Source organism: Stenotrophomonas sp. YJH_SMC_33 (assembly GCF_059372295.1).
Map to the genome: position 1 here is coordinate 63,197 of NZ_JCAFVJ010000002.1, position 14,021 is coordinate 77,217.

General features: G+C 67.9%; 16 protein-coding genes. 5 read left to right on the top strand and 11 right to left on the bottom strand.

Features of this window, described 5'->3' with window-relative positions:
• The first annotated feature begins 19 nt into the window (after positions 1–19).
• Positions 20–1,291, top strand: coding sequence for a UDP-N-acetylglucosamine 1-carboxyvinyltransferase (gene murA, locus AC5P9W_RS04125; RefSeq protein WP_288041615.1), 1,272 nt, complete (start codon positions 20–22; stop codon positions 1,289–1,291).
• A complete protein-coding gene (locus tag AC5P9W_RS04130) occupies positions 1,288–1,605 on the top strand; it encodes an EF-hand domain-containing protein (RefSeq protein WP_155029068.1) in 318 nt (105 codons plus the stop codon). The genes murA and AC5P9W_RS04130 overlap by 4 nt, the downstream gene beginning before the upstream one ends.
• 114 nt (positions 1,606–1,719) lie before the next feature.
• On the opposite strand, the gene AC5P9W_RS04135 is transcribed toward AC5P9W_RS04130, so the two are convergent.
• From AC5P9W_RS04135 to purM, 7 genes are all read right to left on the bottom strand, one after another.
• Positions 1,720–2,403 carry a DUF3108 domain-containing protein gene (locus AC5P9W_RS04135; RefSeq protein ID WP_171952374.1) on the bottom strand — a complete coding sequence of 228 codons (684 nt, stop codon included), beginning with the start codon at positions 2,401–2,403 and terminating at the stop codon, positions 1,720–1,722.
• Positions 2,404–2,405: 2 nt separating this feature from the next.
• Entirely contained in the window at positions 2,406–3,224 is an 819-nt protein-coding gene (locus AC5P9W_RS04140; RefSeq protein ID WP_155029070.1) for a DUF3108 domain-containing protein, read from the bottom strand.
• A gap of 68 nt (positions 3,225–3,292) precedes the next feature.
• Complete coding sequence (gene purN, locus AC5P9W_RS04145) at positions 3,293–3,952, bottom strand: phosphoribosylglycinamide formyltransferase (protein WP_495218888.1); 660 nt, start codon at positions 3,950–3,952, stop codon at positions 3,293–3,295.
• Positions 3,949–4,608: a DUF2238 domain-containing protein gene (locus AC5P9W_RS04150; protein ID WP_019659439.1), complete on the bottom strand. Its 660-nt coding sequence runs from the start codon at positions 4,606–4,608 to the stop codon at positions 3,949–3,951. The genes purN and AC5P9W_RS04150 overlap by 4 nt, the downstream gene beginning before the upstream one ends.
• Positions 4,609–4,648: 40 nt before the next feature.
• Positions 4,649–5,071, bottom strand: coding sequence for a hypothetical protein (locus AC5P9W_RS04155; RefSeq protein ID WP_155029072.1), 423 nt, complete (start codon positions 5,069–5,071; stop codon positions 4,649–4,651).
• Complete coding sequence (locus tag AC5P9W_RS04160) at positions 5,068–5,556, bottom strand: hypothetical protein (RefSeq protein WP_019659437.1); 489 nt, start codon at positions 5,554–5,556, stop codon at positions 5,068–5,070. Before AC5P9W_RS04160 ends, AC5P9W_RS04155 begins: the two co-directional genes overlap by 4 nt.
• A 21-nt stretch (positions 5,557–5,577) precedes the next feature.
• Positions 5,578–6,636: a phosphoribosylformylglycinamidine cyclo-ligase gene (gene purM, locus AC5P9W_RS04165; RefSeq protein ID WP_188250362.1), complete on the bottom strand. Its 1,059-nt coding sequence runs from the start codon at positions 6,634–6,636 to the stop codon at positions 5,578–5,580.
• A gap of 99 nt (positions 6,637–6,735) precedes the next feature.
• Here purM and AC5P9W_RS04170 point away from each other — a divergent pair, with 99 nt between their 5' ends.
• From AC5P9W_RS04170 to hda, 3 genes are read left to right on the top strand one after another with little or no spacing between them, the layout of a single operon-like run.
• On the top strand, positions 6,736–7,875 hold the full coding sequence (locus tag AC5P9W_RS04170) for a DUF2066 domain-containing protein (protein WP_019659435.1): 1,140 nt from the start codon (positions 6,736–6,738) through the stop codon (positions 7,873–7,875).
• On the top strand, positions 7,872–9,041 hold the full coding sequence (locus AC5P9W_RS04175; protein WP_111099197.1) for an AI-2E family transporter: 1,170 nt from the start codon (positions 7,872–7,874) through the stop codon (positions 9,039–9,041). Before AC5P9W_RS04170 ends, AC5P9W_RS04175 begins: the two co-directional genes overlap by 4 nt.
• Entirely contained in the window at positions 9,041–9,748 is a 708-nt protein-coding gene (hda, locus tag AC5P9W_RS04180; protein WP_021202582.1) for a DnaA regulatory inactivator Hda, read from the top strand. Before AC5P9W_RS04175 ends, hda begins: the two co-directional genes overlap by 1 nt.
• A 621-nt stretch (positions 9,749–10,369) precedes the next feature.
• Here the strand turns inward: hda and murU are convergent.
• The 4 genes from murU to AC5P9W_RS04200 form a co-directional block, all read right to left on the bottom strand.
• Positions 10,370–11,080, bottom strand: a complete 711-nt coding sequence (gene murU / locus AC5P9W_RS04185; RefSeq protein WP_188250642.1) for an N-acetylmuramate alpha-1-phosphate uridylyltransferase MurU — start codon at positions 11,078–11,080, stop codon at positions 10,370–10,372.
• Entirely contained in the window at positions 11,077–12,102 is a 1,026-nt protein-coding gene (locus AC5P9W_RS04190; protein WP_495218889.1) for an aminoglycoside phosphotransferase family protein, read from the bottom strand. The genes murU and AC5P9W_RS04190 overlap by 4 nt, the downstream gene beginning before the upstream one ends.
• A gap of 63 nt (positions 12,103–12,165) precedes the next feature.
• Positions 12,166–12,435, bottom strand: coding sequence for a GlsB/YeaQ/YmgE family stress response membrane protein (locus AC5P9W_RS04195; RefSeq protein WP_019659430.1), 270 nt, complete (start codon positions 12,433–12,435; stop codon positions 12,166–12,168).
• A gap of 70 nt (positions 12,436–12,505) precedes the next feature.
• Complete coding sequence (locus AC5P9W_RS04200) at positions 12,506–13,999, bottom strand: M20 family metallopeptidase (RefSeq protein ID WP_495218979.1); 1,494 nt, start codon at positions 13,997–13,999, stop codon at positions 12,506–12,508.
• Positions 14,000–14,021: the final 22 nt, after the last annotated feature.

The window sequence follows — 14,021 nt, forward strand, 5'->3', positions numbered from 1 at the left end:
CGCAGAAGATTCCCAATACATGGCCAAGATCGTTGTGACCGGCGGCGCTGCGCTGCACGGTGAAGTGAGCATCTCCGGCGCCAAGAACGCCGTCCTTCCCATCCTCTGCGCGACCCTGCTGGCCGATGCGCCGGTGGAGATCACCAACGTGCCGCACCTGCACGACGTGGTCACCACGGTGAAGCTGCTGGGCGAACTGGGTGCCAAGGTCACCATCGACCAGGGCACGCTGTCGCGCGGCAGCGCGATCGTGGTCGACCCGCGTTCGGTCAACCAGCACGTGGCACCTTACGAGCTGGTCAAGACCATGCGCGCCTCGATCCTGGTGCTGGGCCCGCTGCTGGCCCGCTTCGGCGCGGCCGAAGTGTCGCTGCCGGGCGGCTGCGCGATCGGTTCGCGTCCGGTCGACCAGCACATCAAGGGCCTGCAGGCACTGGGTGCCGAGATCGTGGTCGAGAACGGCTTCATCAAGGCCAGCGCCAAGCGCCTGAAGGGCGGCCACTTCACCTTCGACATGGTCAGTGTCACCGGCACCGAGAACGTGCTGATGGGCGCGGTGCTGGCCGAAGGCACCACCATCCTCGACAACTGTGCGATGGAGCCGGAAGTGACCGATCTGGCGCATTGCCTGATCGCGCTGGGCGCGAAGATCGAAGGACTGGGCACCGCCCGCCTGGTGATCGAAGGCGTCGAGCGCCTGTCCGGTGGCCGCCACGAAGTGCTGCCCGACCGCATCGAGACCGGCACCTTCCTGGTGGCCGCAGCGATGACTGGCGGCAAGGTCACGGTCAACCGTGCGCGCCCGAACACCATGGACGCGGTGCTGTCCAAGCTGGTCGAGGCCGGTGCGAAGATCGAGACCACCGACGACACCATCACCCTGGACATGCAGGGCAAGCGGCCGAAGGCGGTCAACCTGACCACCGCGCCGTACCCGGCATTCCCGACCGACATGCAGGCCCAGTTCATGGCGCTCAACTGCGTGGCTGACGGCGTGGGCGTGATCAACGAAACGATCTTCGAGAACCGTTTCATGCACGTCAACGAACTGCTGCGCCTGGGCGCGGACGTCCAGGTTGAAGGCCACACCGCCATCGTGCGTGGCAGCGAGCACCTGAGCGGTGCGCCGGTGATGGCCACCGACCTGCGTGCGTCGGCCTCGCTGATCCTGGCCGGCCTGATGGCCAGCGGCGAGACCACCATCGACCGCATCTACCACCTTGATCGTGGCTACGAGAACATCGAAGAGAAGCTGTCTTCGCTCGGCGCCACCATCCGGCGCGTGCCATGATCCTGCGCGGCAAGTTCAGCCCGCGCCGCAAGGCGCTGCTGGTCCTGGTGCTGATCGTGCTGGCGTGGCTGGGCTATGCCTGGTACGCCAACATCGCCATCACCCAGGGCATCGAGCAGAAGGACATGGACTGGAATGGCGACGGCACGGTCTCGCGTGACGAGATCATCGAATCGTTCTACGCGGTCGCGGTGAACGACAGCCAGGACGGCAACCGCCATTGCCGCACCTTCGTCTGGCGCAGCACCGGCGAGCAGATCCGCGTGGACTGCCGCACCGAGTTCAAGCCCGCTGCGGCCGAGGAAAAGAAGTAAGAAAAACGCCCGCGAAAGCGGGCGTTTTTCCCGGGGCGTCCATCCACGCATGGCGTGGATCTACTCCAGGTTTCCAGTAGATCCACGCCATGCGTGGATGACGTGGATCTCCGGTCAGTTCAGCGCCTTGATGGTCAGGTCCAGCGCATCGCGTCCGCCCTCACGCTGCAGCATGCGCGCCGGCACCGGGAACTCCGGCACGATCCAGGCGATCAGCTCCTTGTTGCCGTCGGCGCGCGAGACCTTGGTGGCCTCGTAGCTCTTGCCGCCCACGCTGATCGATTCCTTGCCGACCACGCGGTAGGTCATGTTCTTGATGCGGCCTTCGTCGACCATGCGATAGGTCAGCGGCTTGCCGGCGGCCAGGTCACGGGTGATCGCCAGGTTGATCAGCAGCGCATCCATGTCACCGGCCTTCAGCGCGATGGGGCCGGCACGGTCCGGCTTGATGTCGCCGGTCCAGGTGGCCTGGTTGCTGGTCCAGTTGTAATTGGCCTGCACGTTGCGCTTCTTCACCAGCAGCGCCGAGCGGTCCTGGCTGCTCAGCGGGCGCAGTTGCCCACGCACTTCCTCGAACACGGTGCTCTGGCTCAGGTCGGCCAGCTGGTTCTTCACCTGCAGGCTGTAGCGCCACTTGTTGCTGCCTTCGTTGGACAGGGTCATCGTGCCGTTGGCCTGCATGCCCATGTAGCTGGCCAGGTAATCCGCCTTGAAAGGTTGCAGGGCCATGGCCGGCAGGCTGGCCACGGACAGGGCAGCGGCCGCGATCCAGGCGAGGGGGCGGGTCGGGATGCTCATGCTCAGACTCCTTGGTATTCGATCAGGCGCAGATCGACGCGGTCTTCGCCGTCTTCGCGTTGCAGGATGCGCACCGGGGTGGGGACCCCGTTGGCGATCCAGAGGATGGTTTCATTTTTGCCGCCGTTGGTCCGGTAGACCCGCAGCGCGTTGTAGGACAGGTCGCCGACCTCGACGTTCTCGGTCTGCGGCGCGGCCTGGTAGTCATGCTGGCGGACCTTGCCCATGTCCACGTAGCGGTAGTGCATCGCGGCGCCTGGGCGGGCGTCGCGCATGATTGCCAGATTGATCAGCAGCGCACTCTGGTCGCCCGGCTGCAGCGGAATCGGCTGTGCGCGCTTCTTCTCGACATCGCCACTCCACTGCGCGGTACCGGCCTGCCAGTTGTACGTGCCGACCGCCTTCTTGCCGAGAAACAGGCCCTTGCGCACCGTGCTCTGGCTCAGCGGTGCATAGGTGCCAGCGCGCTCCTCGAAGACCGTGCTCTGCTCGATGTTCAGTCCCAGCACGCTGGCGAACCCGCGGCGGCCGACCACCTGCATGTCCACCCGCCACTGGTTGCCGCCGGTGTGGGTGACCTGCATGCTGGCGTCGCCGGCCTCCTTGCCCTTGTAGAAGGCCTGGTAGGTGGCGCTGAACGGCTGCAGCGGCGGCGGTTCCCACGCCAATGCCGGCAGGGCCGGGGCCGTCGTTTCGGCCGGCGGTTGCACCGCTGGCGCCGGAACCGGCGAGGCAGGCGCCTGTGCCTGGCCCCAACCCACGCCGGGAAGCACGACAAGCGACAGCAGCAATGAAGTGGACAGCAGGGTCGTGGTCTTCATGGAGGACAGGAGCTGCAGGAGGGGGGCAGGATGCCAGCCCCGCAGTCAGCGGGGCGTGTGCGTGGGCGTTACCGGTTCAGGTTCCCGGCGGAATCTAGGACCAGTGGGCTAAACAGGGGGTGACCATCCAGCAGTGGCTGGCCCTCCCGTTCAGCCAGGCGGCCGGCGCACAGCAGCTGCAGGGTGGCGATCAGCAGCGGATGCTCCACCGCCAGCACACGCGCCGCCAGGCTGTCGGCGTCATCGCCGGGCATCACCGGCACCCGCGCCTGGGCCAGCACGGCGCCGGCATCCAGCTCGGGCACCACCAGGTGCACGCTGGCCCCATGCTCCGCATCGCCGGCGTGCAGCGCCCGCGCATGCGTGTCCAGCCCCTTGTGCAGCGGTAGCAGGGAGGGGTGGATGTTGACCAGCCGGCCATTGAAGCGCTGCACGAAGTCGGCGCCGAGAATGCGCATGTAGCCGGCGCAGACGATCAGATCCGGCGCGACCGCGGCCAGTGCATCGCCCAAGGCCTGCTCGTAGGCGGCGCGGTCACCGAATTCTTTCGGTGCATGCGCCCAGCGCAGGCTGTCGCCGACCCGTTGCAGCGCGGCTGCGGCTGGGCGGTCGGAGAACACGCCGACAACCTCGGCGGGCAGGCGGCCGTCAGCAATTGCGTCAAGGATGGCCTGCAGGTTGCTGCCGCGGCCGGAGGCGAGCACGGCAATGCGGCTGGGCGTGCTCATTGCCGGGCACTCCGGCGGATCAACGGCCAGGTCAGCAGACTGCCCAAGGTCGCCAGCAGCATGTCGGCATGAGCGTCCCACATGTCGCCCTGCTGCCCGTTGTAGGCCTCGGCGGCGTCGGGCGACAGGGCCAGCGCGATGGCCCACTCGAACCACTCGTAGACCAGGCTGGCGCACATCACCGTCATCACCGCCAGGCTGAAGGCCTGGCCCAGGCGCAGCGCCGGCCAGGCATGCCGGGCCAGCTGCAGCAGCGCGGGGGTGAAGCAGACGCCGAACAACAAGTGGATGAGACGGTCGAAGTGGTTGCGCTGCCAGCCGAAGGCGGCATTCGGCGACCAGCCGGCCAGCGCCTGTGCCCAAGCGTCGTAGGGCACGTTGGAGTACAGCCAGCGCGCGCCCACGCAATGCAGTGCGATGAAGCCACAGATCGCGATGAAGGCGCCATTGCCCAGCCAGCCACGCCGGTCCACCCAGAGCAGGGCAGCCAGGCCGACGACGGTCAGCGAGCTGTGCAGGGCCTGTTCGACGGGCCACAGCGGATCGATCCAGCTGACCAGGAACACGGCCAGTACGGCGGCGAAGGCCAGCTTCTTGGGCAGTGAAACACGATAGCCGCGGGCAGTGGCGTTTGCGGCGGTGGCGGGCGCGGACATGTCGGATCGGTCAGGAGGAAGCGATGGGTTGCCTGCGGGCTCAGGCACTGAGGTGGTCGCCGCGGTCGAACAATGCGGCCATGTCAGGCTTGGACAGAAACACCCAAGCATAGGCGGTCAGGGCCATGCCCAGCGGGCCAGCCAGTACCGCCAGCCAGGCCGCGCGCTGGCACCAGGCCAGCCCGGTGCGGCGCGACAGCAGGCGTGCGGTGTGCAGCTGCACGACGCCAAGCGCGGCCGCCAACAGCGAAATGACCCCGTACACCGTGGCCAGTACCGCGCCATCGGCCAGCCCGCGTGAGCTGGCGACCAGGCCGATGAAACCGAGGAAGGCCAACGCGGCCAGCCAGTGGAAACCTGCCAGCGCGTAGAACAGCACCTTCAGCGTCTGCAGGTGGCTGGCCAACTGCAGCTGCGCCAGGGTCTGCTGTGGCAATGGCGGAGGCGCGCCCGGCATCGTCATGCAGCCGTGCCAGCTGCATCGAAGGCGGCCTTCACCTGCGGGCGCAGCAGTGTGACCAGGGTGAAAACCCCTAGAACGGTGCCCAGCGGCGCGAACAGGCAGAGCAGGCCGGCCACGATCAGGCACAGCAGGTAACGACGCCGCCGGGCCACGCAGCGGCCGGCATGGATGACGAATGCGGCCATGCCCAGGCCGCCGGCGACGAACACGGTCCCCAGGACCGTGAACACCCAGCCGAACAGGCGCTGTTCGGCCGGCGACGAGGGCTGGCCCCCGGAGTTCATCGGCAGATGGCCGCTCAGCGCACTGATGCCGAGCACGATGTACAGAATGAAAAACAGCGAGAGCAGCGCAATCAGGCCACCGAACACATAGTGGGCGATGGACAGCGCGCGCAGGTGGTCAGCGTCCTGCCTGCTGAAGACCGGCACCGCCGCCAACGGCGGTGGTACCGGGGTGGGTGCCAGGGGGGGCGTTGCGTCCATGCGGGCTCCTGGTTGCCGGGCTCAGCCGATGTGGACGCGCTCGGCGCCTTCGGCGGTGACCACCTGGCCGATGGTCCAGTGCTCCAGGCCCTGCGCCCTGACCGCCTCGGACACGGCAGCCTCTTGGTCCGGCGCGACGATCAGCACGAAGCCGATGCCGCAGTTGAAGGTGCGCCACATCTCGCTGTCGGCCACGGCGCCTTCCTTCTGCAGCCACTGGAATACCGGTGGCAGGGTCCAGGACGAGGCCTGGATGTCCAGGCCGAGGCCGTCGGGCACCACGCGGATGATGTTCTCGGTCAGCCCGCCACCGGTGATGTGGGCCATGCCGTGAATGGCCTCGCCGTGTGACTTCAGCAGCGCCAGGATCGGCTTGACGTACAGGCGGGTCGGCGCCATCAGCGCATCGACCAGCTTCACGCCGCCTTCCAGCTCCAGATCGGCCGGGCGGCCGGCACGGTCGTAGATGCGGCGCACCAGCGAGTAGCCGTTGGAGTGCGGGCCGGACGAGGCGATGCCGATCAGCACGTCGCCGGCAGCCACGCTGGCGCCGTCCTTCAGCTCGCTCTTCTCGACCGCGGCCACCGTGAAGCCGGCCAGGTCGTATTCGCCCGGGGCATACATGTCGGGCATTTCAGCGGTTTCACCACCGATCAGCGCGCAGCCGGCCTCGGTGCAGCCGTTGGCGATGCCGCCCACGACCGCCGCGGCGGTGTCGATGTCCAGCTTGCCGGTCGCGAAGTAGTCCAGGAAGAACAGCGGCTCGGCACCCTGTACCAGCACGTCGTTCACGCACATGGCGACCAGGTCGATGCCGATCGTATCGTGGCGGTTCAGCTGGTGCGCCAGCTTCAGCTTGGTGCCCACGCCGTCGGTACCCGACACCAGCACCGGCTCGCGGTACTTGTTGGACAGGTCGAACAGGGCGCCGAAGCCGCCCAGGCCGCCCATCACTTCCGGCCGGAAGCTGCGCTTGACCAGGGGCTTGATCCGCTCGACCAGCTCGTTGCCGGCGTCGATGTCGACACCCGCGTCACGATAGGTAAGGGGGGAGGGGGCGGAAGACGGGGTGTTGGTCACGGGCGTCGGCGCTGGCAGGGGTTGAACGGGCGATTTTAACAGGCCGCATTGGCGCAAAGGCCGTATTCGGGCAACAATTCCCCCGGATACGTCGAGCCAATGGATGTCCTGATGCGCCGCAGCCTGATTCTGACCCTGCTCCTTGCGCTGAGCCTGCCGGTGGCCACGATGGCCCAGAGCGGCCTTCGCACCGAGGGAGATGTTGCCACTGCCTCGGGTGCGTACGAGGCCGAAGTGCCCGTCAACAGCCAGGCCGAAGCCGATCGCAACGGCGCCCTGGCCCGTGCCCTGAGCGTGGTGCTGGGCAAACTGTCCGGCGACCGCAACGTGATGTCCCGCCCCGGCGTGGTGCAGGCGCTGCGCAACGCCAAGGACTACGTGGCCAGCTACGACTACAAGCAGGACCAGAGCGTGGGCGCCAGTGGCGCGCCGAGCTTCAGGACCCTGCTGGTGGCCCGCTTCCGCGAGGATGATGTCGACTCGCTGGTCTCGGCGCTGGGCCTGCCGCTGTGGCCGCAGCCGCGACCAAAGCCGGTGGTGTGGCTGGCCGTGGATGACGGCAGCGGACCGCGCCTGGTCAGCGTGCAGCAGGCCAATGCCGCCCGCCCACTGCTGAACCGCGCCATCGAGCGCGGCTACAAGCTCGGCCTGCCCAGCGGCGGTGCCGCCGAGCAGGCGCTGGCCGGTGCCATCTGGCGCCAGGACAGTGCCGCCGTGGCCCGCGCTTCCTCGCGCTACTCACCGCCGATGCAGCTGATCGGCAAGCTCTACCGCGCCAACGGCGGCTGGCAGGCGGACTGGGTGTTCGTCGACAACGGCCGTGAGCTGAACAAGTGGACCAGCAAGGACGCCAACGCCATGCGGGCGATGGCGGCCGGCGCCGATGGCGCCGCCGATGCGCTGGTCAGGCGCTATGCGAAGGCCGGCGCCGCCGTCGGCCAGGCCGGAACCTACCGCGTGGTGGTCACCGGCATCAACAGTGCCGACGACTACCTGCGCCTTGCCGCCGGCCTGCGCGAGGTGCCGGTGGTGCGCAACGTCACCCCGCTGCATGCTTCGGCCGGCCAGCTGGAGCTGAGCCTGGAGATGACCACCGGCCTGGCCGGCTTCAACCGCATGCTGGGCGACAACGGTGTACTGGTGCCGAGCGCGCCGCTGCCGGCCCTGCCGACGCCGATCGACGACACCACCGGTGCCCCGGTCGCAGCACCGGTCAGCAATGAGTACCGCCTGCGATGACCCTGACCCCGGAAGCGGAAATCGCGCAGTTCCTGCGCCGGCTGAAGTACATCCTGTTCGCCGGCCTGGTCGGCTGGGTGGTGTGGCTGCTGGCCCCGATCCTGACCCCGTTCGTGCTGGCGCTGGCACTGGCCTGGCTGGGCGACCCGCTGGTGGACCGCATCGAGGCCACCGGCCGCTCGCGCATGACCGGCGTGGTGCTGGTGTTCGCGGCGATGGTGCTGGTGATCGTGGCGCTGCTGCTGGTGCTGGTGCCGATGATCGAGCGCCAGATCACCACCCTGATCGCGGTCGCGCCGCAGGCGCAGGCGTGGCTGATGGAAAAGGGGATTCCCTGGTTCGAGCAGAAGACCGGCCTGGAAGTGATGCAGTGGCTGGATCCGGACCGCCTGATCGAGTGGGTGCGCAGCCACTGGCAGCAGGCCGGCGGCGTCGCCACCACGTTCATGGGCTACGTCTCGCGATCGGGTTTTGCGATGGTGACCTGGGTGGTCAACATCCTGCTGCTGCCGATCCTGGCGTTCTACTTCCTGCGCGACTGGGACAAGCTGGTCGAGCGGGTGGCCTCGGTGATTCCGCGCAACCACATCGGCACCATCACTGCGCTGGCGCGTGAGTCCAACGAGGTGTTGGGGGCGTTCATCCGCGGCCAGTTCCTGGTGATGCTGGCATTGGGCGTGATCTACGCCGGCGGCCTGTCGTTGGTAGGCCTCAAGCTGGGCCTGCTGATTGGCCTGATTGCCGGCCTGATCAGCTTCATCCCCTACCTGGGCGCGACCACCGGCGTGCTGATGGCGGTGATTGCCGCGCTGGTGCAGGCACAGGGCTTCGACCTGAAGCTGCTGATCCTGGTCGGCGTGGTGTTCACCGTGGGCCAGCTGCTGGAGAGCTACGTACTGACCCCGCGCATTGTCGGCGACAAGATCGGCCTGCATCCGGTGGCGGTGATCTTCGCGGTGATGGCCGGCGGCCAGCTGTTCGGCTTCCTCGGCATGCTGCTGGCGCTGCCGGTGGCGGCGGTGACCAACGTGCTGCTGCGCTATGCCCACCAGCGTTACCGCCAGAGCGAGCTGTACGTGGGCGAGAAGCCGGCGATCGTGCTTGATGGCGTGGTCGACGCCCCCCATATCATCGTTCCGACCGACAAGGGCCCCGACCTGAAGTGATGGGCGTGCCGCAACTGCCGCTGGCCCTGCATTACCCGCGGGACCAGCGCCTGGAGACCTTCATCGGTGCGCCGGATGGCGCGCTGGCGCAGCTGCGTGCGATCGCGGTCGGCGCCAGCCACGATTGGGTCTACCTGGAAGGCGCGGCGGGCACCGGCAAGACCCACCAGGCGCTGGCGACGTGCTCCAGCGCCGAGCAGGCCGGGCGCCTGCCGACGTACGTGCCACTGGCCAGCGCCGCCGGCCGCGTTCGTGCAGCGCTCGACGGGCTGGACGCACGCGAACTGGTGGCGCTGGACGGGCTGGACGAGGTTGCCGGCAACCGCGAGGACGAGATCGCGCTGTTTGATTTCCACAACCGCGCGCGTGCAGCAGGCGTGACCGTGCTGTACACGGCGCAGAAGGCGCCGGAAGAACTGGGCCTGGTACTGCCGGACCTGCGTTCGCGGCTGGGCCAGTGCGTGCGCGTGCTGCTGCAGCCGCTGGATGAGGAAGGTCGTGCTGCGGTGCTGCGCGAGCGCGCGCTGCGACGCGGCCTGGCCATCGACGAAGCGGCCATCGAGTGGCTGCTGTCGCACACCGGGCGCGAGCTGGGTGGGTTGATCACGCTGCTGGACTGGCTGGACCGCGAATCGCTGGCGGCGAAGCGGCGGATCACCGTGCCGTTCCTGCGCCAGGTGCTGGAAGAAGGCCGGCCCCGTTACTGAGGGTGGGGTTTGTTTGCAGGGCTGCGCCCTGCACCCGCGGTAGTGCCGGCCGCTGGCCGGCAGCTTCAACAGCAACGTCAAAAGCGGGCTTCCTGAGGGGAGGCGGGGTGGCTCAGGTTGCGGGGGACGGCGCAAGTACGTCCCTGTAGCCTCGATCGCGCCATCCATGGCGCTCACGCCCCCGCAACCTGAGCCACCCCGCCTTCGACAGGTTCCCGCGATCTGCCGGAACTGCGTACTGCACTGCTGTTGGTGGGTGTCGACCTTGGTCGACACGTGTCTTGCTTGTGGTGGGTGACGACCGTTGGTCGTCACCAGAGCAAGCGCAGCGAAGCGACCCGCTCTTGCTTTTCTTTCTTTCTTCCGTGGCTGGACGCGCACGGAAACTGTCAGAGGCCGGTCGGCGTGGGCTGCGCAGGGGCGTGAGCCGCATGGATGCGGCGACCGAGCTTACAGGGGTGAGGGCGCTTTGCTTGCGAAGCACTGCTTCGCAAGCGCCTGAACGCACAGCCGCCAGCGGCTGGGCCGGGCCCCGGAGGGGGACTTGCAGCGTCCCCTGCGCAGCCCACCCCGACCGGCCAAGCACGGCTTCTGCTTTCAATGAGTCCAGCCACGAGGGGCTCAGCCGTTCGCCGCCAACTCAGCATCCAGCGCGCGCAGGCGATCCACGGTGCCCACATCGGTCCAACGCCCGCGATGGTGCTGCCCCGTCATCAACCCCTGCGCCATGAAATGCTTCTGCAGCGGCACCACCGAGAACTTCGGCGGCAGCCGCTCGCTGCCCGGCGCATCGCCGATCACCGCGCGCCAGTCGGCCACGATCGAAGGACGGTACACGCCGATGCCGGCATAGGTCAGGCAGGGACCTTCGCGGTCATGGTGCAGCACCCCCTGCGTATCGAGGCGGTAGTCACCGTCCGGGTGCTGAACCGGATTGTCGACCAGCACCAGGTGTGCCTGGCCCTGCGGCTCGCGCGGCAGCGTGGCGAAATCGAAATCGGTCCAGATGTCGCCGTTCACCACCAGGAACGGGGCATCGCCCAGCACCGGCAGTGCATTGAGGATGCCGCCGCCGGTTTCCAGCGGGGTCTGCCCTTCGTAAAGGAAATGCAGGCGCAGGCCCCACTGGCTGCCATCACGCAGCGTCGCCGGGAACTGCTCGGCCAGCCATGCGGTGTTGACCACCACCTCGCGCACGCCGAGTGCGGCCAGGCGTTCCAGGTGCCAGACGATCAGCGGCTTGCCAGCCACTTCCAGCAGCGGCTTGGGCGTGTGCAGGGTCAGCGGGCGCATGCGCTCGCCGAGGCCGGCGGCAAAGACCAGCGCCTTCATCGGGCCACGCGCATCGGTGCACCCAGCTCGGCCAGCGCCGGCTTGATGCGCTCGCCCAGCAGCTGCTGCAGCGGTGCCAGCTCGCGGTAGCGCGGCAGTACTTCATCCAGGTAGCCGATGAAGCGCGGCGCGTCGTCCAGGTAATGGCCCTTGTTGTCGCGGTAGCGCAGGCGGCAGAACAGGCCAAGGATCTTCACGTGGCGCTGGATACCCATCCAGTCGGCATCGCGCAGGAAGGTGGCGCGGTCGGGTACCGGCAGGCCGGCGTCGCGTGCGCGCTCGTGGTACTGCGCCAGCCACTCGTCCACGCGCTGCAGCGGCCAGCTCAGGAAGGCGTCCTTGAACAGGCTCACCGCATCGTAGGCGATCGGGCCACGCACCAGGTCCTGGAAATCCAGCACCGCGGGGCCGTCGTCGACCGGCATCAGGTTGCGCGGCATGTAGTCGCGGTGGGTCATCAGCTGGGCCTGGCCCAATGCGTTGTCCATCAACCGGCGGTGTACCAGCTGCAGCCCTTCGATCTCGCCGCAGTCCAGTTCCAGCTGCAGGTGGCGTTGCAGGAACCATTCGTCGAACAGGCCGGCATCGCGCTGTAGCAGCGCTTCGCCGAACTGGCCGAAGTCGGCCGGTACCGGGATCGCCTGCAGGCGCAGCAGCTGTTCGATCGAACGGCCGAACCATTCATCGGCGTTGCGCTCGTCGAGGATCCTGGCCAGGGTCGGGCCGCCGAGATCTTCCAGCAGCAGGAAGCCGGCTTCCAGGTCCTGCGCCAGCAATGCAGGCACGCGCAGGCCGTTGTCGTGCAGCAGGCCGCGCATGCGCAGCCACGGCCGCGGATCTTCCAGCCCCGGCGGAGCGTCCATCACGATGTGGCTGCCGCGCGTGCTGGTGGTACGCCAGTAGCTGCGCATGCCGGCATCCACCGAAGCGCGTTCGACTACCGCGTTGGCGTCATCGAGCTGGGTACGGGCCCACTGCAGGCGCTGCGCGCCGCGCTGGGGATCGGAGGCGGGTTCGGTCATGCGGGCATATCCGGGCGCGCCGGGCGCGCCAACGTCGGGAGCAGGGGGGAAGGAGGGACGGGGTCAGCGGCGGCCGCTGAACAGGCGCAGGACGGCCAGCACGGCCACCGCGCCCACTACCGCACCGAGGAAACCGGCCGGTTCGCCGGGAGCGTACCAGCCCATGTACTGGCCGAACCAACCGGCCACCAGCGCGCCAATGATGCCCAGCACGATGGTCAGCAGGCAGCCCATGCGGTTGTTGCCGGGCATGAAGAAGCGCCCGAGCAGGCCGACGACGAAGCCGACCAGCAGGATGTACAGCCAGCTGCTGCTGCCGAACAGACCATTCATGTGCATGTGTTCCGCTTTGGGTGGACGCAGCCTAGCAAGGCCAGGCTGCGTCCGTCACGGTGTGCCGTAATCAGCAGCAGCCGTGGTCGCCGTGGCGGGTGCCGCTGTCGGCAGCCACCGGCGAACCGCTGGTCTCGCCGCGCAGGCTGGCGGCATAGTGCTCGCTGATCACCTTGGACACGCAGGCGGTGACCTTCTTGCCCATCGGGATGTGCAGGAACTCGTTGGGGCCATGTGCATTGGAATGCGGGCCGAGCACGCCGGTGATCATGAACTGCGCGCCCGGGAACTTCTCGCCCAGCATGCCCATGAACGGGATCGAGCCGCCTTCGCCCATGTACATCGCCGGCTTGCCGAAGAAAGCCTGGCTGGCGTCGTCAATGGCCTGGGTCAGCCACGGCGCCATGGCCGGTGCGTTCCAGCCGGTGGAGGCCTTTTCCAGGTCCAGGGTGACCTGCGCGCCGTTCGGCGGGTCGCGCAGCAGCGCTTCCTTCAGCAGTTCCCCGCAGGTCTTGCCATCGGCAGTCGGCGGCAGGCGCAGCGAGAGCTTCACCGAGGTCTGTGGACGCAGCACGTTGCCGGCCGATTCCAGCGGCGGCATGCCACCGACGCCGGTGACCGACAGCGCCGGGCGCCAGGTGCGGTTGAGCACCAGCTCGGTCAGGTCCTCGTTCATGGGGCGCAGGCCGTCGACCATCGGGAACTTCTCGAAGATCTCGGTATCCACCACTTCGGCCGCGCGCTTGGCCTGTTCCAGGCGTTCGGCCGGGATTTCCACGTTCATGCCGTCGATCAGGATGCGGCCGGTGTCCTGGTCCTCGATGCGCGACAGCAGCTGGCGCAGCAGGCGGAAGCTGGACGGCACCACGCCGGAGGCATCGCCGGAATGCACGCCTTCGTTGAGCACCTTCACGGTGAAGTTGCCGCCGGTCAGGCCGCGCAGCGAGGTGGTGCACCACAGCTGGTCGTAGTTGGCGCAGCCCGAATCCAGGCAGACCACCAGCGACGGCTTGCCGATGCGGTCGGCCAGGTGGTCGACGTAGGCCGGCAGGTCGTAGCTGCCCGATTCTTCACAGGCTTCGATCAGCACCACGCAGCGGGCGTGCGGCAGGCCCTGGGCCTGCGGCGCCAGCACCGCGGCCAGCGAGCCGAAGATGGCGTAGCCGTCATCCGCACCGCCGCGGCCATACAGTTTGTCGCCGCGCAGGACCGGGGTCCACGGGCCGAGATCGTCGTCCCAGCCGGTCATTTCCGGCTGCTTGTCCAGATGGCCGTAGAGCAGGATGGTGTCGTCGCCGGTTTCCGGGCCGGAGGCCGGAATTTCCAGGAAGATCAGCGGGGTGCGGCCTTCCAGGCGCACCACTTCAACCTTCAGGCCGGGCAGCTGCTGGGCCCTGGCCCAGTTCTCCATCAGCGTGACCGCCTGTTCCATGTAGCCGTTCTGCACCCAATTGGCGTCGAACATCGGCGACTTGTTGGGAATGCGGATGTAGTCGACCAACTGCGGGACGATTTCACTGTCCCACTTGTCATTGACGAATTGGCCGAGCTTGGCGCTGTCCATCTGAAACTCCGGTTGCATGGGC